Source organism: Roseococcus sp. GW821-FHT12F05 (assembly GCF_058806835.1).
The window spans coordinates 433,222-453,606 of sequence record NZ_JBXAQB010000001.1; the positions used below are offsets into that span (position 1 = coordinate 433,222).

Here is a 20,385-nt window from a genome sequence, read left to right on the forward strand (position 1 = left end):
TTGCGGGCGTAGTTCAGAGGTAGAACGTCAGCTTCCCAAGCTGAATGTCGTGGGTTCGATTCCCATCGCCCGCTCCACGGCTCACATCCAACCATCGGAATCGACGACGAGCCGTGTCGGCCTTCCATCACCGCATCCTGATCCAGGCCGTGGGTCCGCTGCACGAGGCCGTCGCGCCCGAGCGCAGCGAGGCGACCGACCGGCTGCTCGCCCTCGTGCTGGCCTTCGTCGCCGGCGCCGTGAACGCGGGCGCGCTGGTCGCGGTGGGGCAATACACCTCGCACATGTCGGGCATCGTCTCGGCCCTGGCCGACAACCTGGCGCTGGGGGGCTGGCTGCTGGTGGGCGGCGGGCTCGGCGCGCTGCTCGCCTTCACCGCCGGCGCCGCGACCTCGGCCTGGCTCATCAACTGGGCGCGGCGGCACCGCGGCGGCGAGCAATACGCGCTGCCCCTGCTGCTGGAGGCCGCATTGCTGGCGGGCTTCGGGCTGGCCGGACTGGCGCTGCACGGCTGGCACGGCTTCGCCGTCGCGGCCGTGCCGCTGCTCTGCTTCATCATGGGGCTGCAGAACGCGACCATCACCAAGGTCTCGGGCGCGCGCATGCGGACCACCCATGTCACGGGCATCGTGACCGATATCGGCATCGAGCTCGGCAAGCTCTTCTACTGGAACCGCGATCCCACGCTGCCGGGCCGGGCCGTGCTGGCCGACCGCGCGAAGCTGCGGCTGCTGTCCTGGCTGCTGGCCGCCTTCTTCCTCGGCGGCGTCACGGGCGCCTTCGGCTTCGCCCTGGTCGGCTATGCCGCGACGCTGCCGCTGGCGTTCGTCCTCGCCCTCTTCGGCAGCGCGCCCGCGGTGGCGCGCGCGCTGGCGCGGGCCGAGCGGTAGAGTGCGATCAGCGGAGGCGGAAGCGCCGAAGCTGTGAATCGCTCTCTCGGCGACAGCTCAGACCACCTTTTCCGTGATGGTCTGCGGGACCGGCGTCGTGGCCGCGAAGGAGGGGCGCGCCTCCAGCCGAGCGCTCATCGCGGCGAGCGCGGGGTACGTCGCCGCCCAGTCGAACTCCTGGAAGCGCACGGCGAGGTAGCGCAGCGCCGTGCCGGCCGCGATGTCGGCCAGCCCGAATCGCCCGCCGACCAGGAACCCCTCCCCCGCGCGTTCCGCCAGCGCCCGCACGCCGCCCTCCACCTTCCGGCGCTGCCGCGCGATCCAGGGCTCGCTCGGCGCCTCGCGCTGGCGCTCGAAGAAGAGCAGCACCACCGCGTCGCAGATGCCGTCCGCGATCACCTCAACCTGCCGCGCGGCGAGGATCTCCTCCGGCGTGTCGGGCAGCAGGCGCGGAGCGGGATGCTTCACCTCCAGCCATTCCAGGATGAAGCGGCTCTCGTAGATGCCGGTGCCGTCGGGCAGGACCAGGACCGGCAGCTTCTCCAGCGGATTGTAGGCCGGCGTCGCCGTGGCCTCGTGCCACGGCACCTCGGTCTGCAGCTCGAAGGGAATGCCCTTCTCGATCAGCGCGATCCGCACCTTGCGGGCATAGGGCGAGGGCGTCGCGCTGATCAGCCTGTACATGGCGTTATTGAATATACGCGCCCGTGGCCCGCACCACCTCCGCCCAGGCAGCCCGCTCGCGCGCCTGCATCGTCGCCAGCTCCTCCGGCGTCGAAGGCTCGGGCACCGCGCCCTGGGTCCGCAGCACCTCGATGAAGGAAGGCTGCCGCATCGCCTCGCGCACCGCCTGGTTGAGCCGGTCGATGATCGGCCGCGGCGTGCGGGCCGGCGCGTAGATCGCCTTCCACAGCCCGCTGTCCAGCGTGCCGCCGAGCTCCAGGATGGTCGGCGTGTTCGGGAAGAGCGCGATGCGCTGCTTCGCCGCCACCGCCACCGCGCGCGTGCCGGCATCGCGCGTCATGCTCTCGGCGCCGCCGGCGGGGAGCGACATGCAGTCCACCTGGCTCGCCATGATGGCCTGCATGCCCGGCGCCTGGCCGGTGAAGGGGACGTGCAGCATCTCGACATGCTGCTCGCGGATCACGCGCTCCATCGCGAGGTGCGAGGTGGAGGCGATCCCCCAGCTCGCAAAGGTGACGCCGCCGGGATCCGCCTTCGCCGCGTCCATCAGCCCGCGGAAGTCGCGGATGTTCGGCTTGGACGGCCCGACCACATAGGCGAAGGGCACGTTGGCGACGAAGCTGATCGGCGCGAAATCGCGCTCGGCGTCGTATTGCAGGCTGCGATAGGCGGTCATGTTGATCGCCTGGGTGTCGACGATGCCCATCCACAGCGTGTGGCCGTCCGGGGCGGCGCGCGCCGCGGCCGTGGCGCCCACCCCGCCGCCGGCGCCGGCGCGGTTCTCGACCACGACGGTCACGCCCAGGATCGGCGTCAGCACCTGCGACATGCCGCGGCAGACAATGTCGTTGAGGCCACCGGGCGGAAAGCCCGAGATGATGCGGATGGTCCGGTCGGGATAGGCCAGCGCGGGGGTGGCGAGGGTTGCGGCGGCACCGGTTCCGAGCAGCGCGCGACGGGTGAAGGCAGTCATTGGAACGTCCCTGTTGTTCGGGACCGGCGCATTCCTCGTGGCGATAGTGATGCCGTCGGGTTAACGAACGGTCAACCCGGATTGAGCAGGCCTATTGCCCGGCATTGACCGGCACGCGGACTTCCCCGTCTTCGATCCGCACTGGCACGGATTCCAGCACGTCGCCGATGCAGGGGCCGGAGACGCACTCGCCGTCCTCGATGCGGAACCGCGCGCCATGCGCGGCGCAGACGATCCGCTCGCCCTTGCGGTCGAGGAAGCGGTGCGGGACCAGCTCCAGCGGCAGGCCGACATGCGGGCAGGAGTTCACATAGACCAGCACACGCTCGCCGCGGCGGATGGCGAAGAGGCCGGTGAAGCCGCCGGGCGGGGCGTCGAAGCCGCGGGACTCGCCCTCGGGCAGGTCCTCGATGCGGCAGAGCGTGCGCCACTCGTTCATGCGCGGCGCTTCACATGGATCACGATGGCGGCGTGCAGGGCGAGGATCAGCGCCAGCGCGCCGAGATGCGCCGCCACGCCCACGCCCGGCTCGCGCGAGACCAGGACCAGCGTGGCGATCCCGGCCGGCAGGAAGAGCACGACCGAGGTGACGAGGCCGGGATTATAGGCCCGGAACTTCACGCCGGCGGCGATGTGCGTGACGGCGTTCACCACCGTCAGATAGGCGGCGACCAGCCCCCAGCCCGGATGCGACAGCCCCGCCAGCAGCAGCGAGGCCGCGTTCACCGCCCAGACGCCGCCGATGTTGATCACGGCCACGGCCGCCGGGGTCAGCGCCTCCTTCCCGCCGGCCAGGCGCTCGTTGACGAAGCGGCGGAAGCGGTCGCCGACATGCTCCTCGAGCTGGTGGATCATGTAGATCGGCTGCTGCAGGAAGACCCAGAAGAGCCAGGCGGGAAAATCCAGCAGCGGCGCCAGCGCGAGCAGCAGCGGCGCGCCAGCCACCGCGCCCATCAGCCAATGGTCGCGCAGCAGCTCGCGGAGGGTGGAGGCCCTCATCCCTTCTGGGCCATCTCCAGGATCACGGCGGAATGCTCGGGCGAGATGGGCATCACGGAGAGGCGCGACTGCCGGACCAGCGCGATCCCCTCCAGCCGCGGCTCGGCCTTGATGGCGGCCAGCGTGACGGGGTGCTTCAGCGGCTCGATCGCCTTCATGTCCACGCAGACCCAGCGGCCGGTCTCGTCGTTCGGGTCCGGATAGGCCTCGCGGACGACCTCGACGATGCCGACGATCTCCTTGCCGATGTTGGAATGGTAGAAGAAGACGCGGTCGCCCTTCTTCATGGCCTTGAGGAAGCTGGTGGCCTGGAAGTTCCGCACGCCATTCCAGGGCTCGACGCCGTTGGCGACCTGCTGGTCCCAGGAGAAGGCGTCCGGCTCGGACTTCACGAGGTGGATGGGGAGCTTCTTGGATCGGGCGGCCATGACGGAATCCTGCGGGCGGGCGCCGCAGCCTAGGCAGGTTTCCCGCATGCCGCCAGCGGCTTACGGATCGCCCACCCGGGCAAATGGCCGGCCCGTGATCCACATCAGGGGAAGGCGGGCCGCGGCCGGGTAGCCCCGGGGCCTGGATGGCCGGCAGGCCGGCATCGGGATGACCAGCCGGGCCGGCATGCCGCGGCCACGGCTTTGAACAGGGGACGTCAGGGCTTATGTTGCGGCGCGTGGACGCCACCTCTCCTTCGGCCAGCCTGCCCCGTCCTGGCGGGTCGCTGCACCGCTTCGCCAATCCGGGCCGCTTCCTGCGGCTGACGGAGAGCTGGCTGCCCGTGCTCGCCGTCGCGGCCGTGCTGGTGCTGGGCTGGGGCGCCGCCTGGGGGCTGGCCTACGCCCCGCCCGACTGGCAGCAGGGCGAGACGGTGCGGATCATGTTCGTCCATGTCCCGATGGCCTGGCTGGCGATGGGCGGCTATGCCGGCCTCGCCGCGCTGTCGGTGATGTCGCTGATCTGGCGCCACCCGCTGGCCGACCTGACGGCGCGCGAGCTCTCGCCCATCGGCGCCGCCGTGACGGCGCTGTGCCTGGTCACCGGCAGCCTCTGGGGCCGGCCGATGTGGGGCACCTGGTGGGTCTGGGACGCGCGGCTGACCTCGGTGCTGGTGCTGTTCTTCCTCTGGCTCGGCCATGCCGCGCTGGTGCGTGCCTTCGACGACCCGGAGCGCGGGGCACGGATGGGCGCGATCCTGGCACTGATCGGCGTGGTGAACCTGCCCATCGTGAAGTTCTCCGTGGACTGGTGGAACACGCTGCACCAGCCCGCGAGCATCACCCGGATCAACGCGCCGGGGCTGCATGTGGACATCCTCTACCCGCTGCTGGTCTGCGCGGTGGGCTTCACCCTGGCCTTCGCGGCGCTGGTGCTGGCGGCGACGCGGGCGGCCGTGATGGAGCGCCGCGTGCGCGCCTTGCAGATGGCCGCCGCACGGCGGGCCGAGGTGCCGGCGTGACCACGCATTGGGCCTATGTCAGCATCGCCTGGGGACTTGCGGGGCTCGTCTTTGCCGCGTTGACCGCGATGTCCGTGACCCGTTACCGCACGGCGAAGCGCCAGCTCGCGCGGCTGGAGACAAGGCGATGACGCGCAAGAAGCGGCGCCTCTACATCCTGCTGCTCTGCGCGATCGGCCTCGGCTCAGCGACGGCGCTGACGCTCACCGCCTTCCAGGACAACCTCGTCTTCTTCCGCTCGCCCAGCGACATCGCCCGCGAGGCGCCGCCGCCCGGCCGCGCCTTCCGCCTCGGCGGCCTCGTCGAAGCCGGCAGCGTGGAGCGGAGCGGGGCGACCGTGCGCTTCCGCGTGACGGACGGCGCCAGCACGATCGCCGTGACCTATAGCGGCGTCCTGCCCGACCTCTTCCGCGAAGGCCAGGGCGTGGTCGCCCAGGGCATGATGCGTCCCGACGGCTCCTTCGCCGCGCGCGAGGTGCTGGCGCGGCACGACGAGACCTATATGCCGCCCGAGGTCGCCGATGCGCTGAAGCGCTCGGGCCACTGGAACCCCTCGCAGGGCGCGCCTCCGCCGGCCGCCACCTGGAACACGCTGACGCCGGAGCGGCGGAGCGGCTCGTGATCCCTGAGCTCGGTCATTTCGCGCTGATCCTGGCGGCGATGCTCGCCATCGCGCAGTCGGTGCTGCCGCTGGTCGGCGCGCAGCGCGGCGACGCCAGGCTCATGGGATCGGCGGCGCCGCTGGCGCTGGCGGGATTCCTGGCCGTCGCGCTGGGCTTCGGCGCGCTGATCTGGAGCTACGCGACCAACGACACCACCGTCGCCAACGTCGTCGCCAACAGCCATTCCGCCAAGCCGATGATCTACAAGATCAGCGGCACCTGGGGGAACCACGAGGGCTCGATGGTGCTCTGGGTGCTGGTGCTGGCCATCTGCTCGGCCGCCGTCGCGGGCTTCGGGCGCGGGCTGCCGTCGGCCTTGCAGGCGCGCGTCATCGCCGTGCTGGGGACGATCTCGCTCGGCTTCCTCGCCTTCATCCTGTTCACGTCGAATCCCTTCGAGCGCGTCTGGCCGCCGCCGGCGGACGGCAACGGGCTCAACCCGCTGCTGCAGGACTTCGGCCTCGCGGTGCATCCGCCGCTGCTCTACACGGGCTATGTCGGCTTCGCCGTCACCTTCGCCTTCGCGATCGCCGCGCTCATCGAGGGGCGCGTGGACGCGGCCTGGGGCCGCTGGGTGCGGCCCTGGGCGCTGGCGGCCTGGAGCTTCCTCACCTGCGGCATCGCGCTCGGCTCCTGGTGGGCCTATTACGAGCTCGGCTGGGGCGGCTACTGGTTCTGGGATCCGGTGGAGAACGCCTCGCTGCTGCCCTGGCTCGCCGGCACGGCGCTGGTGCATTCGGCGATCGTCGTGGAGAAGCGCGAGGCGCTGAAGATCTGGACCGTGCTGCTGGCGCTCCTGGCCTTCGCGCTGTCCCTGCTCGGCACCTTCCTGGTGCGCTCGGGCATCCTGAACAGCGTGCACTCCTTCGCCTCGGACCCGACGCGCGGCGTGTTCATCCTGTGCCTGCTGGCCATCTACATCGCCGGCGCCTTTCTTCTGTTCGCGTGGCGTGCGCCGGCCATGGCGCCGACAGGGATCTTCGCGCCGGTCTCGCGCGAGGGGGCGCTGGTGCTGAACAACCTCCTGCTCTGCTCGATCTGCGCGGTGGTGCTGGTGGGGACGCTGTACCCGCTCTTCCTCGACCTGCTGACGGGGCAGATGATTTCCGTAGGTCCGCCGTTCTTCAACACGGCGGTAGCGCCGCTGGCGCTCCCGCTGATCGCGGGCATGGCGATCGGGCCGATGATGCCGTGGAAGCGCGCGTCGCTCTGGCCCGTGCTGCAGCGGCTCTGGTGGGCGGCCTGCCTCGCGCTGGCGGCCTTCCTGCTGACGCTGGCCTTCGTGGGATGGCACGTGCTGCCGGCCTTCGGCTTCGCCTGCGCCTTCTGGCTGATCGGCGGCGCGGCAGCGGATATCGCGGACCGCGCCGGCCTCGGCCGCACGCGCCTCGCCAACGTGCTGCACCGCGCGCGCGGATTGCCGCGCTCGGCCTGGGGCGCCGCCATCGCGCATGCGGGCATGGGCGTCACGCTGCTGGGCATTTCCGGCATGGGTCTCTCGACCGAGCATCTCGCCGCGCTCCCGCCCGGCGGCACCACCTCCTTCGCCGGCTACGAGTGGCGGCTCGACGGCGTGCGCGACGTGACCGGCCCGAACTTCACCGCGCGCCGCGCCACCGTCACGCTGCTGCGCGACGGGCGCGAGGTGCGCGTCATGGAGCCCTCGCGCCGCTTCTTCCCGCAGGGCCGCACCACCACCACCGAGGCCGCCATCCACACCAACCTCGCCCGCGACCTCTACGCCGTGCTCGGCGAGGAGCATGACGGCCAGGCCGTGCTGCGCCTGCACGACAACCCGCTCGCGCCCTGGATCTGGCTCGGCGCCTTCGTCATGGCGCTGGGCGGCGCGCTCTCGCTGAGCGACCGGCGCGTGCGCATCGCCGCGCCGGCGGCGAAGCGCCGCGAGGCGGAGGTGACGGCATGAGCGAAGTGGCGCCCGCGCCTGATGACCGGAAGGCCGAAGGGCCTGGAGGTCCGAATCAGGCGCGCAAGAGTTCCTCGCGCCGGAAGCTGATGCTCTATGCGCCGCTCGCCGTGGCCGGCGTGGCCGGCTTGGGCTTCTGGGCCATGCTGCGCGGCCTCGGCGACGGCAGCTTCAACCCGCGCGGCGTGCCCTCCGCGCTCATCGGCAGGAACCCGCCGGAATTCTCGCTCCCCGGCCTCGACGGCGTGGACCTGCCGCCGCTCTCCTCGCCGGACCTGCGGCTCTTCCGCAAGCCCGTCATCGTGAACTTCTGGGCCAGCTGGTGCGTGCCCTGCATCGTCGAGCATCCCCAGCTCATGGCGCTGCAGCGCCGGGGCGTGCCCATCCTCGGCATCAACTACAAGGACCGCGAGGCCGATGCGCGCACCTTCCTGACGCGCCATGGCAATCCCTTCGCGCGGCTCGGCGTGGATGCGCCCGGCCGCATCGCCATCGACTGGGGCGTCTACGGCGTGCCCGAGAGCTATATCCTCGACCGCCACGGCGTCATCCGCTGGCGCTGGGCCGGCCCCGTCACGCCCGAGGTGATGACGGAAAGCATCCTGCCGCTGCTGCGCTCGCTCGAGAGCGCCTGATGGCGCGGGCGTCCGTTCTCGCCGCGCTGCTGCTGGCGGCGGCGCTGCCCGCCATGGCGCAGCCCGTGGACCGCCTGCCCGACCCGGCCGCCGAGGCCCGCGCGCGCGACATCGGGCGCGAGCTGCGCTGCCTCGTCTGCCAGAGCCAGTCCATCGAGGACAGCGAGGCCGACCTCGCGCGCGACCTCCGCCGCATCGTGCGCGAGCAGGTCGCGCGCGGCGCCTCGGATGACGAGGTGATCCGCTTCGTGCACGACCGCTACGGCGACTTCGTGCTGCTGCGCCCGCCCGTCCGGCTCGCCACGCTGCTGCTCTGGGCCACGCCCGCGCTGGCGCTGCTCGGCGGGCTCGTCGCCGTCTGGCGGCTGCGCCGGCGGCAGCCCGCGCCGGCCGCCGAGCTCACCGAGGCCGAGCGCGCGCGCCTCGCCGAGCGCCTGGCGTCCGATCGCCTCGGCGCCCTTCCGCCGAAGCGATCGGACGCCCAGCCCACGGGCGAACCGCGCGCGTGACCTGGCTCGTCCTGGGCCTCGCGGCCGCGCTCATTCTCTCGCCGCTCGCCTGGGCCGCGCTGCGCCCGCCGCGCGCGCGCAGCCGCAGCGAGGCCGACCTCGCGCTGTTCCACGCGCAGCTCGCCGAGCTCGATGCGCAGCGCGCGGAAGGACGGCTCGACGAAGCGTCGCACAGGGCGGCGACGCTGGAGGTGCAGCGCCGCCTGCTCGCCGCGCCCACCGCCGACGCGCCGGCCTCCGCGGCCGCCGCCTCGCCGCTGCTGCTGGCCGCGCTGATGCTGATCCCCGTGGCCGGCGTGATCCTCTATCTCGATCGCGGCTTTCCCGGCATGCCCTCGGCCACGCTGACCGAGCGCCGCCAGGCGGACGCGGCCGACGACGCCATCATCACCCAGCTCCGCGAGCGCCTGCGCAACGCCGACCCTTCGACGGAAACCGGGCGGCAGGGCTTCATCCTGCTCGGCAATGCGGAGCGCACGCGCGGGCGGCTCGCCGAGGCCTCCGCCGCCTATCGCCGCGCGCTGGACGCCCGCTTCGACCTCGGCCTCGCGATCCGCTTCGTGGAGCTGGAGATCGAGCGCGGCGAGACGGAGAGCGCCCTGGCCTGGATCGATCGCGGGATCGCGGCGCAGCCCGATCCGCGGCTGCGCTTCCTCAGGGGCCTCACGCTGGCGCGGGCGGGGCGGCCAGAGGAGGCGCGTGCCACCTGGCGCGCGCTGCTCGACGAGGCGCCGGCAGATGCGCCCTGGCGCGCGGCCGTGCAGCAGAGCCTGGATGGATTGCCGTAAAGCGTGATGGCCGAAGGCACGAAGGTGCCGCAGGTCTGAATCATGCGCCCTGGTCTAGCGGCGGCGTGAAAATCCCCAGGTGATGATCCCGCAGATGGCCAGGAGCGCGCCCAGCACCCCGGCCGCGAAGGGGATCATCCCGTCCATCTCGTCGAAGGTCCGGCTGCCGCCCGGCGTGTGGAGGCCCCACCACGCGAAGCCCGCGAGCAGCACGGCGAGGACGAGGCAGATCCGGGACGCCCTACGCATGCGCCGATCCTCCACGCCGCAGGATCATCTCGGCCTCCTCCAGCTCCTCCGGCGTGTTCACGTTGAAGAAGGGATCGCCCTCCCACTCCACCGTCGCGACCTCGTGCCTCGCAGCCCAGGCGCCGACCCGCCGCTCGCCGTCCAGGATCGCCTCGCGCAGCTCGCCCGCCAGCCGCCGCGGCCAGAGCCCGACCGGCGGATGCGCCCGCCCGCCCGAGGCCGCGCAGGCCAGCGACGCCCCCGCGCCATGCAGCCGCTCCACGAGGTCGGGCGGGAGGAAGGGCGCGTCGCCCGTGACCGTCACCACCCAGGGCAGCGGCGAGGATTCCATCGCGGCGAGGATGCCCGCCAGCGGCCCGGGGCTTCCCGGCACCGTGTCCGGCCAGACCGGCAGGCCGAAGGACGCGAAGCGCGCGGGATCGCCATTCGCGTTGATCGCGAGCCCCGCGCATTGCGGCGCGAGGCGCGCGATGACGTGCTCCAGCATCGGCCGCCCGCCGAGCCTGCGCAGCGGCTTGTCGCCGCCGCCCATGCGCCGCGACATCCCTCCGGCCAGGATGACACCGAAGGTCGGCGGCGGGCTCACCCGCGCACGGCGAAGGGCCGCAGGAAGAACACCGTCCCGTAGCCCAGCGCACCGTTCAGCAGGGCCATGCGTGCCAGAAGCTGGGTGTTGGGGCTCGTGATCGGCGGGCGGCCCAGCAGCGCCGGGATCACGAGCAGCTCGACCGCCGTGATCGCCACCGCGCCGAAGACGAAGCCGAAGGGCAGGTCGGGGAAGTCGGTCGCGCGCAGCAGCGCGCCGATCACGATGCCCCAGAGCCCGCCCTGGATCAGCAGGAAGGCGAGCCAGGGCATGCCGAAGGGGCCGGTCCGCGCGAAGTTGTAGGCGCTGGGGAAGGTTCCGAAGATGTCGAGCGTGACGGGAATCTTCGCGGCGTGGTGGTGCATGATGTGCAGCGTGCCCTGGTGGAAGGCCGCCATGCCGAGCACGCCGGCGATGAAGCCGTAGAGCACTATCTTGCGCTGCAGCGACTGCGCCATGGCTTTCCCCCGTCTTGCCGATTCGGCATCTTCGGCCCAGGCTGCGCGCGGCGTCCATAGGACAATCACGGAGGGCCGCAAGCCCCCGCCCAGCAGGGAGTGTTACGCGTGAACGGTGCGGAAAGTCTGGTGCATAGCCTGCTGAAGAGCGGCGTCGATGTCTGCTTCGCGAATCCCGGCACCAGCGAGATGCACTTCGTCGCAGCGCTCGACCGCGTGCCCGGGATGCGCTGCGTGCTCGGCCTGCAGGAGAACGTCGTGACCGGCGCCGCCGACGGCTACTGGCGCATCAAGGGCAAGCCCGCCGTGACGCTGTTGCATTGCGGCCCGGGCCTCGCCAACGGTCTCGCCGGGCTGCACGATGCACGGCGCGCGCATTCGGGCATCGTGAACTGCGTGGGCGACCAGGCGACCTATCACCGCCCGCTCGACGCGCCGCTGACGGCCGACACCGAGGGCTTCGCGCGCGGCGTCTCGGCCTGGGTGCGCACCGCGGCCAAGGCGAGCGAGGTGGGTCAGGACGTGGCCGTCGCCGTGCAGGCCGCGAAGACCTCGCCGGGCCAGGTGGCGACGCTGATCTGCCCGTCCGACACCTGCTGGGACGACGACGGCGTGGTCGCCGAGGCGCTGCCCGTGCCCGCCGTGCCGCAGGCCGAGGCGCATGCCATCCGCAACGCCGCGAAGGTGCTGCGCGAGAAGAAGAACGTGCTGATCCTGCTCGGCGGCCCGACGGCGCTGACCGAGGCGGCGCAGCTCCAGGCGCAGCGCATCATCGCGCACACCGGCGCGCATATCCTGGCCGAGACCTCCAACGCCAAGATCGCACGTGGCCAGGGCCGCATGCAGCTCGATCGCGTGCCCTATCCGCCGGATGCCGCGATCGCGCGGCTGAAGGACTACGAGCAGCTGATCCTGGTCGGCTCCAAGGCGCCGGTCGGCTTCTTCGGCTATCCGAACTACCCGTCGATCCACTATCCGCCGAAGGCCGAGATCACCGTGCTGACGCGGCAGGAACAGGACGCCGTGGTCGCGCTCACCGCGCTGGCCGAGGAGCTCGGCGCGCCGAAGGTCGAGATGCCGGGCAACGGCCCGAAGCCCGAGCTGCCGCGCGGCGCGCCCTCGCCCGAGGGCCTGGCGCGGGTGATCGCGGCGCTGATGCCGGAGGAGTCGATCATCGTCGACGAGTCCGTCACCTACGGCCGCGGCCTCTCGCCGCTGACGCATTGCGCGCCGAAGCACGACTGGCTGCAGAACCGCGGCGGCGCCATCGGCTACGGCTTCCCGGTCGCGACAGGTGCCGCCATCGGCGGCGGCGGGCGGCGCGTGATCTCGCTGCAGGCGGACGGCTCGGGCATGTACACGGTGCAGGCGCTGTGGACGCAGGCGCGGGAGAAGCTGCCGATCACCACGATCGTGCTGTCCAACCGCAAGTACCAGATCCTGATCGGCGAGTACCAGAATGTCGGCGCCAATCCGGGCCCGACGGCCATGCAGATGCTCGACCTCGGCAACCCCGATATCAACTGGGTGCAGCTGGCGAACGGCATGGGCGTGGGCGCCGCGACGGCGTCGACGCTGGAGGAGCTGGCGGACCTCGTGTCGCAGAGCCTCGCGCAGGATGCGCCCTTCCTGATCGAGTTCCTGATCTGAGGATCTCGCCGGAACGCGATCCGCGGAGGCCATCTTGGCCGAAGCGCTGAATCGCCTTCCCAAAGGCCTCTGGGTCGCGATCCTGATAGGGATGGTCGCCGTCACGGCGGCCATCCTGCTCTGGATGGGCCGCGTGCCCATCTGCACCTGCGGCAGCGTGAAGCTGTGGCACGGGGTGGTGAACAGCTCCGAGAACTCGCAGCACCTCACCGATTGGTACACGCCCTCGCACATCATCCACGGCGTGCTCTTCTATGGGGCGCTGCATCTGATGTTTCCGCGCGTGGGGCTGCTGCCACGGTTGGCGATGGCCACGCTGGTCGAGGCGGCGTGGGAGATCACCGAGAACACCAACATGGTGATCAACCGCTACCGCGAGGCGACCATCGCGCTGGATTATTTCGGCGACAGCGTGATCAATTCGGTGAGCGACATCCTGGCGATGTGGCTCGGCTTCCTCCTCGCCTCAAGGCTGCCGGTCTGGGCAACGGTGGCGATGGTGCTGGTCTTCGAGATCGGCGTGGGCTGGGTGATCCGCGACAACCTCACCCTCAACGTGCTGATGCTGCTCTGGCCGCTGGAGAGCGTGAAGGCGTGGCAGGGCGGCGCGTAAGGATGAAGGCAGGCTGAAATCATGGCTTACGATCGTTCCCTCATCGACCTCACCGCGCGCGAAGCCGTGGCGCTGCTGCGTGCGAAAAAGGTTTCACCCGCCGAGCTGGTGGAGGCCGCGGCCGGCCGCATCGCCGAGGTAGAGCCTGCGGTGAATGCGCTGCCCATCCTCTGCCTGGACCGTGCGCAGGAACAAGCGAAGGCCATCGCCGGAACGGGCGCGCGGGCAGGCGATCCGAACTGGCTCGCCGGCCTGCCCATCACGATCAAGGATCTCGACGAGGTCGCGGGCGTGCGCCACACCAATGGCGGCTCGCTGCTCTTCGAAAACTATGTCTCCGAGACCTCCGCGCCCGTCGTGGAGCTGCTCGAGGGCAATGACGGCATCCCTCTGGGAAAATCCAACTCGCCGGAATTCGGCTTCAACGCGAGCACCATCAACGCGCTCTTCGGCCCGACCCGGAATCCCTTCGACACGCGGCTGACGGTGGGCGGCTCCTCCGGTGGCGCGGCGGCCTCGGTCGCGACAGGCGAGGCCTGGGGCGCGCTGGGCTCCGACCTCGGCGGCTCGATCCGGCTGCCCTCGGCCTTCTGCTCCGTGGTCGGCATCCGGCCCTCGCCCGGACGCGTGCCGCGGGCGCGGCGCGGCATGGCCTTCTCGATGCTGCCGGTGCTGGGGCCGATCGCCCGCACCGTCGGCGATTGCGGGATGCTGCTGGACGCGATGAGCGGCGAGGTCTGGACCGATCCGCTCAGCCTGCCCTCCGCCCCGCCGGGCACCTTCGGCGATGCGGCCGCGACGCCGAAGAGGCCGGAGCGCGTCGGCTTCTCGATGGATCTCGGCGTGACGCCGGTGGACCCGGCGGTGGCCGCCGTCGTGCGGGCGGCGATCGACAAGCTGGCCATGGCGGGCGCGGGCATCGACACCGACACGCCCGACCTCTCCATGGGCCGCGACGTGTTTCACGCAATCCGCGGCGTGAACCACCTCGCCGGCTTCGGCGCGATGGCCGCGCAGCATGGCGACCGCGTGATCCCGGAGATCCACTCCAGCGTGGAGCGCGCCGCCGCGCTCCCCATGACCGAATACGCGAAGGGCGAGCTCGGCCGCGTCGGCATGTTCCACCGGCTGATCGATTTCCTCGCGACGCATGATGCGCTGATCTGCCCATCGGCGATCACGACGCCCTTCCCGGCCGAGTGGCGCCGCGTGGAGCAGCTCGGCAACCACGCCTTCGACTCCTACATCGACTGGATCGCGATCACCTTCACGCTGACGCTGACCGCCTGCCCCATCGTCGCCATCCCCTGCGGCTTCACGGAATCGGGGATGCCGGTGGGGCTGCAGATCCTCGGCCGCCCCCGCGGCGAGGCGGCGCTGCTGCGCATCGCCGCCTGGTGCGAGGAGGTGCTGGGCGCCTACGGAAAGAAGCCGCGCGATCCGGTCGTGCGTTGATGCTCCGCCCTGGCTGCGTTCAGGCTCGCTTTTGCTGTTTCGCGGCACGCTGCACATGCTGGCGCAGCACGCGGTTGATCTCGCTCTGGTACCCCTTGCCGCCTTCGGCGTGGCTCTTGAAATAGGCCAGCACGTCCGCGTCCAACCGGATCGTGATGATCTCCTTGCGTGGCCTGTAGAGGCCGCCACGGATGGCCCCGGCCCAATCCTGGACCTCCGGGATGTCCGTCGTGTCGATGGTGCTGTCCGGCATCGCCGCAAGGCGCTCCAGGCGCTCCCGTTGAGCCTTAGAAATTGCCAGCTTCATATGCCCTCCGCTCCGCCTTGGTAGAGTGTCGCGCGCTGACGATCCGGATCGCGTCGTCATCGTCGCCGGGATAGGTGTGAGCCACCAGCAGCAGCACGATGCCCGCAGCCACCCCGGGTGCGTGCCATCGCTCCTCATCACCCTCGATGCGATCGAAGCGAAGCAGGTGAAGCGGATCCGACCAGACCAGCACGGCGTCCTCGAACGCCACGCCATGCTTGTTCAGATGGCTCCTGGCCTTCTCCGAATCCCACGCGAAGCTGGGCAATGATCACCGCCTCTCATATTTACAAAAATGTAAATACAAATCAACGCGGAATCACGTTTCAGCCCAGGAACTTCTCCAGCGCCGCCAGCACTTCGCCCGGCGCTTCCTCGGCAAGGTAGTGGCCGCTGTTCACCGAGTGGCCGCTGACCGGGCCGCTCGCATACTGCCCCCAGACCTCCAGCGGCTTGTACCACTGCCCGATCTTGCCCTTCGCGCCCCAGAGCGCGAGCAGCGGGCAGGTGATCTTCTCGCCCGCCGCGCGGCTCGCGCGGTCGTGCTCCAGGTCGATGCTGGTGGCAGCCCGATAATCCTCGCAGATGGCGCGCACCGTGCCGGGCAGCTTCAGCGCCGCGAGGTAGTCCGCCCGCGCCTCGGGATGGAAGAAGCTTTTATCCTTCGGCTCGCGCGAGGTGTGGATGTCGAACCAGACCTCCGTGTCCTGCTCGATGATTGTCTCCGGGCCGGGATGCGGCTGCGCCAGCCAGAACCAATGGTAGTAGCCGAGCCCGAAGGCCATATCGACATGCTCGAAGTGATGCAGCGTCGGCACGATGTCCATGGTGCAGAGACGCTCGACGCTCTCGGCGTGGTCCAGCGTCAGGCGATGCGCGAGGCGCGCGCCGCGGTCGTGGCTCACCACCTGGAATCGGGGAAAACCGAGCTCGTGCATGAGCCCGACCACGTCCTTCGCCATCTCGCGCTTCGAGTAGGGCATGTGGTCCGCGGTGGCCGGCGGCTTCTCCGAATAGCCGTAGCCGCGGATGTCGGCGGCGACCACGGTGAAGCGCTTCGCCAGCTCCGGCGCCACCCTGTGCCACATGGCATGGGTCTGCGGATTGCCGTGCAGCAGCAGCAGCGGCGGCCCGCTGCCGCCCTTGCGGAAGCGGACGGCATGGCCGGCAATTTTCCGCGTCTCCAGCGTGAAACCTTCGAAGAACATGCGCCGCTCCCGGTCGATTTCCGGCAAGGCTAGCGCCCTTCCCGTCCGCTGCCCATTGACCGGCCGTGGCCCCTGCGCGAGCGTGCGCGAATCCGCAAAGGACATAAGGAGAGAGAGATGCCCGCAGACGACGACGCCCTGTTCAAGAAGGGCCTTCCCATCCGCCGCGCCGTGCTCGGCGCCGAATACGTCGATGCCAGCATGGCGAAGGCCGACGACTTCATGATGTCCTTCCAGCGGGCCACGACGACCATCGCCTGGGGCTGGGCCTGGGGCGATCCGACCCTGCCGCGCAAGACGCGCAGCCTGCTGAACCTCGCCATGCTGACGGCCCTCGGCAAGACGCCCGAGATCAAGCTGCATGTGAAGGGCGCGCTGAACAACGGCATCACGGTCGACGAGATCAAGGCGACCCTGCTGCACGCCACCGCCTATTGCGGCATCCCCGCCGGGCTCGACGCCTTCAAGGCGGCGCATGAGGTGCTGCTGGCCGAGGGCGCGCTGAAGCCCAAGGACGCCGCGGCCGAGCCGACGCCGAAGAAGAAGAAGGCGAAGAAGTAATCCCCATGGCACGCGTCGCCTTCGCCGGCATCGGCAACATGGGCTGGCCGATGGCGGCCAACCTGGTCAAGGCCGGCTTCGATGTCGTGGTCACCGACATCTCCGCCGAGCGCACGGCGCAGTTCGCGTCCGAGGTCGGCGGGCACGCCGCGGCCTCGGCGGCCGAGGCCGTGAAGGGCGTGGATGCCTTCGTCTGCATCCTGCCCACCAGCAAGGAGGTGGCGATCGTCGCCGAGGCGGTAGCCGCTTCGCTGCCGGAGGGCGCGCTCTTCATCGACATGACCTCGGGCAATCCGACCCGCACGCGCGAGATCGCGGAGAAGCTGTCGGGGCGAAAGATCCGCATGGTGGACTGCCCCGTCTCGGGCGGCGTGCCGCGCGCGAAGACGGGCGAGCTCGCCATCATGGCCGGCGGCACGGATGCCGATCTCGACGCGGCCGATCCCTACCTCAAGGCCATGGGCACCTCCATCCACCGCTGCGGGCCGATCGGCGCGGGGCAGGCGATGAAGGCGCTGAACAACCTGGTGAGCGCGGGCGGCTTCCTCCTCGGCATCGAGGCGCTGCTGATCGGCCAGAAGTTCGGCCTCGAGCCCGGGCTGATGGTGGACGTGCTGAACGCCTCCACGGGGATGACCAACTCCTCGCAGAAGAAGTTCAAGCAGTTCGTGCTCTCGCGCCGCTTCGATTCCGGCTTCGGGCTCGACCTGATGGTGAAGGACCTCTCCATCGCGCTGGAGGTCGGCAAGGAGGCGGCGGTGCCGACGCCCTTCGCCGCGCTCTGCCGCGAGATGTGGGCCAGCGCGGCCTCCATGCTCGGCAAGGGCGAGGATCACACGGCCGTCGCCAAGCTTTCCGAGCACCTGGCGCAGCAGACACTGACCGGCGGCAACCGGTAGCCGCCGGATCGCTCCGGATCCCGGAGTGCGATCGGCTGAGGCGGTATCGCCGAAGCCGCGAATCGCCCTCTCGGCAGTCCGGAGCGATCAGGGATTCCACAGCCGGGCCAGCTTCAGCCCGCGGTCCACATGGTGCCAGGTGGCCGCCACCGGCTTGGGCTGGTTGCCGAACTCCAGGTAGTAGACGTCCTCCTGGGTCTCCGGCTGGTAGACATGCATGTCGACCTTCAGCTGGGTCGAGGCGGAGGCGCGGATCCGCCCGATCTGGACATTCGCGTCCGGCTGCTCCGTGAGGACGCCGATGAGCGTGAAGGCCGTCATGCCCGCATCGGAGCGCGCCCGGTATTGCGGAAAGCGGGCGGCGATCAGCGCGTAGAGCCGCAGCACGTATTCCTTGAACTCGCGCAGGCGGGCCGGCGTCAGCGCGTCCGTGTGATGGGCGTGGATGAGCTTCGACACCTCGTCCCCGGCGATCTGCGTGAACTTCGTCTCGATGCCGTGGCCGATGACCGTCGGGTACATCCGGCCGGAATCATGGTTGCGATGGGCGAAGCTGTCGCCGAAGCAGTGCAGCGAGACGCCGAACTCGAAATAGCCGTCGGTGAGGTCGGCCCTGCCGCTCGCCCATTCCCGGCGCGTGGTCTCCTGCGTCCAGTCGGCGCCGGTGAGGCAGTGGAGCCCCCGCTGCACGTCGAGATTGACCTGCAGGTCCTTGTAGGGCTCGGCCTTGACGTAGGTGACGTGGCCGATGGGCAGGCCCATGGTGCCGACGATGTCGTTGTTCAGGCCGGTGAAGAACTGCTCGACCTTGTCGCGGATGCCGGTGTCCTCATAGGCCCAGGCGCCCACCTGGCCGGCGGCGGCGCGGGGGATGTCGAAGCCCGCCTTCACGGCGTCGAGCTCGGAGACCTCGTCGGGGAACTGCGCCCAGAAGGCGATGCGCATGGCGTCGTCGTTCGGCAGGCCGCAGGCCAGCGCGGTGTAGTAGATCGTGTAGTAGTGGCCGGCCTCCTCCCAGCAGAGCGGAAGCGCGCCATCGGCCGGGACGGCGACATGGCAGGGCAGGCCGGCGAGCGCGCGGGCGGCGAGACGCTGCGCCTCGGCCTCCGCGGCGGCGACCGTCGCGGTCCCTGACAGGCGCGCCTGGAGGAGGTGCACGACCTCATGCGCCAGGATCTCGTCGGAGACTTCCGCGCCCAGCAGGATCGCGCCGTCCACGGCACAGGCCGTCGTGCGGAGATCCTCCGCGACGCGACGCGCCGTGCCGCAGCGATGCAAGCGCACGTCCGACAGGTCGGCGCCGAAGCTGCGCTCCAGACGATGACGAAGGGCATCCGGCAGGCGCCCGCCATGGCCACGCATGATCCCCTCCCCGGGACGCTGGATACCCGATCAAATCATGGTTTTCACAAAGCAGCGAGAGGCGAGCCGCAACGCCGACAACGCAGCGTACATCAACACATCGATCCATCCCGGCGCCCGAAACATCGGATATATCGATATTGATATTGCCCGCAGTAAATTTATATATTAATTATATTGAATACTGTAAATAATATAAAACCAACTATCTGGATAAGGAGGAGCGGAACATGGCATCGATCGTGATCGATCCGGGACACGGCGGATCGAAGAACACCGGCGACTCCAGCTGGAACAACGCCGTCGGGCCGGGCGGAACGCTGGAAAAGACGCTGACCCTCCAGGTTTCGCAGCGTGCCGCCGGGCGTCTGCGCGCCATGGGCCACAAGGTGGCGCTGACGAGGGACACCGATGTGAACCTCGGCCTCGCCGAGAGGGCCGATGTCGCGAAGCGCGCGGCAGCCGAGGTCTTCCTGTCGGTGCATTTCAACGGGTCCGAGATGCACAACGCCCAGGGCACCGAAACGCTCGTCCACACCAACCACTCCGTGGCCTCCGGCCGATTGAGCCTGGCCGTCCAGGACGCGGTCCTTGCCGCGACGGGGCTGAAGGACCGCAACAAGGCCTTTTCGCCCACCCGCCTCAAGCCCCAGTCGCTGGGCGTCCTCAAGCCTTCACGGCATCTGGCGACGACCGCCGGGTGCCTTGCGGAGGTCAGCTTCCTCGACCGCGCCGACGAGGAGGCACGCCTGGCCGACACGGCCTACCTGGACGCGATCGGCCAGGCGCTGGCGAAAGGCGTCGTGGACTATCTCGCGGGCCGCGCCGTCCAGCCTGTCGCCAATCCCGCCGAGCTGGAGGACGCCATCGGCGTGGCGGCCGCCGGGGCCGGGCTGTCCGAGACCAGCTTCCTCAAGCTTGACGTCGCGCCGGCCACGGTGGGCGCCGTCCCGGCCGCGGATCTGCGCGAGTTCGTGGCCATCCCGGCGAAGCCCTTCTCGGAAGCCTTCCTGTCCGGCGAGCCGGGCGTGCTGACGCTGGCGCCCGCGCCTGCCGGCAATGCCGACTATCATGCCAAATTCGCGAACTTCATCCGGGGCCTGGGCCTGAGCCATTTCGAGCCGGACGAATTCCTGGAGCTCGGCTCCTCGAACGAGGCCGGCGCCTGCGCGGGCCGCAACACGCTGCCGCCGGAGGAGCTCTGGCCCCATCTCGCGGCCACCGCGCAGATGATCTCCGAGATTCGCCTCCGGCTCGGCGCCCCGATCCGCATCCTCTCGGCCTACCGGTCCCCGGCCTACAACAGCTGCATCAACGGCGAGGACGACAGCCGGCACCTGTTCTTCAACGCCATCGACTTCACCTGCGCCGCGGGGACGCCGGAAATCTGGCGGCGCGTGGCGCAGCAGGTCCGGGCGTCGGATCCCAAATTCCGCGGGGGAATCGGAACCTATATGTCGCGGCGCTTCCTCCATATCGACACGCGCGGCCAGAACGTCGAATGGACGGGATGACCGCCACGG

26 protein-coding genes and 1 tRNA gene are annotated in these 20,385 nt (G+C 70.2%); 15 read left to right on the top strand and 12 right to left on the bottom strand.

Features of this window, described 5'->3' with window-relative positions; genetic code table 11:
• Positions 1-2: 2 nt before the first annotated feature.
• Together AC1ROY_RS02210 and AC1ROY_RS02215 are read left to right on the top strand one after the other, a co-directional pair.
• Positions 3-77, top strand: a tRNA-Gly gene (locus AC1ROY_RS02210).
• A gap of 36 nt (positions 78-113) precedes the next feature.
• A complete protein-coding gene (locus AC1ROY_RS02215; protein ID WP_493146716.1) occupies positions 114-890 on the top strand; it encodes a YoaK family protein in 777 nt (258 codons plus the stop codon).
• Positions 891-947: 57 nt separating this feature from the next.
• Here AC1ROY_RS02215 and AC1ROY_RS02220 read toward each other — a convergent pair whose 3' ends face one another.
• The 5 genes from AC1ROY_RS02220 to AC1ROY_RS02240 form a co-directional block, all read right to left on the bottom strand.
• Positions 948-1,574, bottom strand: a complete 627-nt coding sequence (locus AC1ROY_RS02220) for a glutathione S-transferase N-terminal domain-containing protein (RefSeq protein ID WP_493146717.1) — start codon at positions 1,572-1,574, stop codon at positions 948-950.
• A 4-nt stretch (positions 1,575-1,578) separates the two neighbouring features.
• A complete protein-coding gene (locus tag AC1ROY_RS02225) occupies positions 1,579-2,547 on the bottom strand; it encodes a Bug family tripartite tricarboxylate transporter substrate binding protein (RefSeq protein WP_493146719.1) in 969 nt (322 codons plus the stop codon).
• 91 nt (positions 2,548-2,638) lie between these two features.
• Positions 2,639-2,986 carry a Rieske (2Fe-2S) protein gene (locus AC1ROY_RS02230; protein ID WP_493146721.1) on the bottom strand — a complete coding sequence of 116 codons (348 nt, stop codon included), beginning with the start codon at positions 2,984-2,986 and terminating at the stop codon, positions 2,639-2,641.
• Positions 2,983-3,546, bottom strand: a complete 564-nt coding sequence (locus AC1ROY_RS02235; protein ID WP_493146722.1) for an HXXEE domain-containing protein — start codon at positions 3,544-3,546, stop codon at positions 2,983-2,985. Before AC1ROY_RS02235 ends, AC1ROY_RS02230 begins: the two co-directional genes overlap by 4 nt.
• Positions 3,543-3,974 carry an EVE domain-containing protein gene (locus AC1ROY_RS02240; protein ID WP_493146723.1) on the bottom strand — a complete coding sequence of 144 codons (432 nt, stop codon included), beginning with the start codon at positions 3,972-3,974 and terminating at the stop codon, positions 3,543-3,545. Before AC1ROY_RS02240 ends, AC1ROY_RS02235 begins: the two co-directional genes overlap by 4 nt.
• 227 nt (positions 3,975-4,201) lie before the next feature.
• Between AC1ROY_RS02240 and AC1ROY_RS02245 the strand changes: the two genes are divergently transcribed.
• The 7 genes from AC1ROY_RS02245 to ccmI all read left to right on the top strand — a co-directional run bounded on the left by AC1ROY_RS02245 (position 4,202) and on the right by ccmI (position 9,514).
• A complete protein-coding gene (locus tag AC1ROY_RS02245; protein WP_493146725.1) occupies positions 4,202-4,996 on the top strand; it encodes a heme ABC transporter permease in 795 nt (264 codons plus the stop codon).
• Positions 4,993-5,127: a heme exporter protein CcmD gene (ccmD, locus tag AC1ROY_RS02250; protein ID WP_493146727.1), complete on the top strand. Its 135-nt coding sequence runs from the start codon at positions 4,993-4,995 to the stop codon at positions 5,125-5,127. Before AC1ROY_RS02245 ends, ccmD begins: the two co-directional genes overlap by 4 nt.
• Complete coding sequence (gene ccmE, locus AC1ROY_RS02255; protein WP_493146729.1) at positions 5,124-5,618, top strand: cytochrome c maturation protein CcmE; 495 nt, start codon at positions 5,124-5,126, stop codon at positions 5,616-5,618. The genes ccmD and ccmE overlap by 4 nt, the downstream gene beginning before the upstream one ends.
• A complete protein-coding gene (locus tag AC1ROY_RS02260; protein WP_493146731.1) occupies positions 5,615-7,582 on the top strand; it encodes a heme lyase CcmF/NrfE family subunit in 1,968 nt (655 codons plus the stop codon). The genes ccmE and AC1ROY_RS02260 overlap by 4 nt, the downstream gene beginning before the upstream one ends.
• 89 nt (positions 7,583-7,671) lie before the next feature.
• Positions 7,672-8,217 carry a DsbE family thiol:disulfide interchange protein gene (locus tag AC1ROY_RS02265; RefSeq protein ID WP_493146733.1) on the top strand — a complete coding sequence of 182 codons (546 nt, stop codon included), beginning with the start codon at positions 7,672-7,674 and terminating at the stop codon, positions 8,215-8,217.
• Positions 8,217-8,726 carry a cytochrome c-type biogenesis protein gene (locus AC1ROY_RS02270; protein ID WP_493146735.1) on the top strand — a complete coding sequence of 170 codons (510 nt, stop codon included), beginning with the start codon at positions 8,217-8,219 and terminating at the stop codon, positions 8,724-8,726. The genes AC1ROY_RS02265 and AC1ROY_RS02270 overlap by 1 nt, the downstream gene beginning before the upstream one ends.
• On the top strand, positions 8,723-9,514 hold the full coding sequence (gene ccmI / locus AC1ROY_RS02275) for a c-type cytochrome biogenesis protein CcmI (RefSeq protein WP_493146736.1): 792 nt from the start codon (positions 8,723-8,725) through the stop codon (positions 9,512-9,514). Before AC1ROY_RS02270 ends, ccmI begins: the two co-directional genes overlap by 4 nt.
• 54 nt (positions 9,515-9,568) lie before the next feature.
• Here ccmI and AC1ROY_RS02280 read toward each other — a convergent pair whose 3' ends face one another.
• The 3 genes from AC1ROY_RS02280 to AC1ROY_RS02290 are packed head-to-tail and all read right to left on the bottom strand — an operon-like array spanning position 9,569 to position 10,807.
• Complete coding sequence (locus tag AC1ROY_RS02280) at positions 9,569-9,763, bottom strand: hypothetical protein (protein WP_493146738.1); 195 nt, start codon at positions 9,761-9,763, stop codon at positions 9,569-9,571.
• Complete coding sequence (gene mobA / locus AC1ROY_RS02285; protein ID WP_493146740.1) at positions 9,756-10,349, bottom strand: molybdenum cofactor guanylyltransferase MobA; 594 nt, start codon at positions 10,347-10,349, stop codon at positions 9,756-9,758. The genes AC1ROY_RS02280 and mobA overlap by 8 nt, the downstream gene beginning before the upstream one ends.
• Complete coding sequence (locus AC1ROY_RS02290; RefSeq protein WP_493146741.1) at positions 10,346-10,807, bottom strand: hypothetical protein; 462 nt, start codon at positions 10,805-10,807, stop codon at positions 10,346-10,348. The genes mobA and AC1ROY_RS02290 overlap by 4 nt, the downstream gene beginning before the upstream one ends.
• Positions 10,808-10,915: 108 nt before the next feature.
• On the opposite strand from AC1ROY_RS02290, the gene AC1ROY_RS02295 reads away from it, so the two are divergent.
• From AC1ROY_RS02295 to AC1ROY_RS02305, 3 genes are read left to right on the top strand one after another with little or no spacing between them, the layout of a single operon-like run.
• Positions 10,916-12,457, top strand: a complete 1,542-nt coding sequence (locus AC1ROY_RS02295) for an acetolactate synthase large subunit (RefSeq protein ID WP_493146742.1) — start codon at positions 10,916-10,918, stop codon at positions 12,455-12,457.
• A 34-nt stretch (positions 12,458-12,491) separates the two neighbouring features.
• The gene (locus AC1ROY_RS02300) at positions 12,492-13,070 is read left to right on the top strand and encodes a DUF2585 domain-containing protein (RefSeq protein WP_493146744.1); all 579 of its coding nucleotides are present in this window, start codon (positions 12,492-12,494) and stop codon (positions 13,068-13,070) included.
• 21 nt (positions 13,071-13,091) lie between these two features.
• A complete protein-coding gene (locus tag AC1ROY_RS02305) occupies positions 13,092-14,525 on the top strand; it encodes an amidase (protein ID WP_493146746.1) in 1,434 nt (477 codons plus the stop codon).
• Between the two features lie 19 nt (positions 14,526-14,544).
• Here the strand turns inward: AC1ROY_RS02305 and AC1ROY_RS02310 are convergent, their stop codons facing one another.
• Genes AC1ROY_RS02310 through AC1ROY_RS02320 form a run of 3 tightly spaced genes read right to left on the bottom strand, consistent with a single transcriptional unit; the run spans position 14,545 to position 16,040 of the window.
• A complete protein-coding gene (locus AC1ROY_RS02310; protein ID WP_493146747.1) occupies positions 14,545-14,832 on the bottom strand; it encodes a BrnA antitoxin family protein in 288 nt (95 codons plus the stop codon).
• Entirely contained in the window at positions 14,813-15,100 is a 288-nt protein-coding gene (locus tag AC1ROY_RS02315; protein WP_493146749.1) for a BrnT family toxin, read from the bottom strand. The genes AC1ROY_RS02310 and AC1ROY_RS02315 overlap by 20 nt, the downstream gene beginning before the upstream one ends.
• 58 nt (positions 15,101-15,158) lie before the next feature.
• Entirely contained in the window at positions 15,159-16,040 is an 882-nt protein-coding gene (locus AC1ROY_RS02320) for an alpha/beta fold hydrolase (protein ID WP_493146751.1), read from the bottom strand.
• Between the two features lie 117 nt (positions 16,041-16,157).
• On the opposite strand from AC1ROY_RS02320, the gene AC1ROY_RS02325 reads away from it, so the two are divergent.
• A complete protein-coding gene (locus AC1ROY_RS02325) occupies positions 16,158-16,601 on the top strand; it encodes a carboxymuconolactone decarboxylase family protein (protein WP_493146753.1) in 444 nt (147 codons plus the stop codon).
• Positions 16,601-17,500 carry an NAD(P)-dependent oxidoreductase gene (locus tag AC1ROY_RS02330; protein WP_493147438.1) on the top strand — a complete coding sequence of 300 codons (900 nt, stop codon included), beginning with the start codon at positions 16,601-16,603 and terminating at the stop codon, positions 17,498-17,500. The genes AC1ROY_RS02325 and AC1ROY_RS02330 overlap by 1 nt, the downstream gene beginning before the upstream one ends.
• Before the next feature lie 87 nt (positions 17,501-17,587).
• On the opposite strand, the gene AC1ROY_RS02335 is transcribed toward AC1ROY_RS02330, so the two are convergent.
• Complete coding sequence (locus tag AC1ROY_RS02335; RefSeq protein WP_493146755.1) at positions 17,588-18,862, bottom strand: DUF6765 family protein; 1,275 nt, start codon at positions 18,860-18,862, stop codon at positions 17,588-17,590.
• 230 nt (positions 18,863-19,092) lie between these two features.
• On the opposite strand from AC1ROY_RS02335, the gene AC1ROY_RS02340 reads away from it, so the two are divergent.
• Positions 19,093-20,376, top strand: coding sequence for an N-acetylmuramoyl-L-alanine amidase (locus AC1ROY_RS02340; protein WP_493146757.1), 1,284 nt, complete (start codon positions 19,093-19,095; stop codon positions 20,374-20,376).
• Positions 20,377-20,385 lie beyond the last annotated feature (9 nt).

Excerpts from the sequence above, each read along its gene's own strand:
- AC1ROY_RS02290 (WP_493146741.1), bottom strand. The coding sequence starts at position 10,807 with ATGGCGCAGTCGCTGCAGCGCAAGATAGTGCTCTACGGCTTCATCGCC.
- AC1ROY_RS02335 (WP_493146755.1), bottom strand. The coding sequence starts at position 18,862 with ATGCGTGGCCATGGCGGGCGCCTGCCGGATGCCCTTCGTCATCGTCTG.
- AC1ROY_RS02265 (WP_493146733.1), top strand. The coding sequence starts at position 7,672 with ATGCTCTATGCGCCGCTCGCCGTGGCCGGCGTGGCCGGCTTGGGCTTC.
- AC1ROY_RS02320 (WP_493146751.1), bottom strand. The coding sequence starts at position 16,040 with ATGTTCTTCGAAGGTTTCACGCTGGAGACGCGGAAAATTGCCGGCCAT.
- AC1ROY_RS02225 (WP_493146719.1), bottom strand. The coding sequence starts at position 2,547 with ATGACTGCCTTCACCCGTCGCGCGCTGCTCGGAACCGGTGCCGCCGCA.
- AC1ROY_RS02310 (WP_493146747.1), bottom strand. The coding sequence starts at position 14,832 with ATGAAGCTGGCAATTTCTAAGGCTCAACGGGAGCGCCTGGAGCGCCTT.
- AC1ROY_RS02270 (WP_493146735.1), top strand. The coding sequence starts at position 8,217 with ATGGCGCGGGCGTCCGTTCTCGCCGCGCTGCTGCTGGCGGCGGCGCTG.
- AC1ROY_RS02305 (WP_493146746.1), top strand. The coding sequence starts at position 13,092 with ATGGCTTACGATCGTTCCCTCATCGACCTCACCGCGCGCGAAGCCGTG.
- AC1ROY_RS02245 (WP_493146725.1), top strand. The coding sequence starts at position 4,202 with ATGTTGCGGCGCGTGGACGCCACCTCTCCTTCGGCCAGCCTGCCCCGT.
- AC1ROY_RS02340 (WP_493146757.1), top strand. The coding sequence starts at position 19,093 with ATGGCATCGATCGTGATCGATCCGGGACACGGCGGATCGAAGAACACC.
- ccmE (WP_493146729.1), top strand. The coding sequence starts at position 5,124 with ATGACGCGCAAGAAGCGGCGCCTCTACATCCTGCTGCTCTGCGCGATC.
- AC1ROY_RS02240 (WP_493146723.1), bottom strand. The coding sequence starts at position 3,974 with ATGGCCGCCCGATCCAAGAAGCTCCCCATCCACCTCGTGAAGTCCGAG.
- AC1ROY_RS02220 (WP_493146717.1), bottom strand. The coding sequence starts at position 1,574 with ATGTACAGGCTGATCAGCGCGACGCCCTCGCCCTATGCCCGCAAGGTG.
- AC1ROY_RS02280 (WP_493146738.1), bottom strand. The coding sequence starts at position 9,763 with ATGCGTAGGGCGTCCCGGATCTGCCTCGTCCTCGCCGTGCTGCTCGCG.
- AC1ROY_RS02235 (WP_493146722.1), bottom strand. The coding sequence starts at position 3,546 with ATGAGGGCCTCCACCCTCCGCGAGCTGCTGCGCGACCATTGGCTGATG.
- AC1ROY_RS02325 (WP_493146753.1), top strand. The coding sequence starts at position 16,158 with ATGCCCGCAGACGACGACGCCCTGTTCAAGAAGGGCCTTCCCATCCGC.
- AC1ROY_RS02230 (WP_493146721.1), bottom strand. The coding sequence starts at position 2,986 with ATGAACGAGTGGCGCACGCTCTGCCGCATCGAGGACCTGCCCGAGGGC.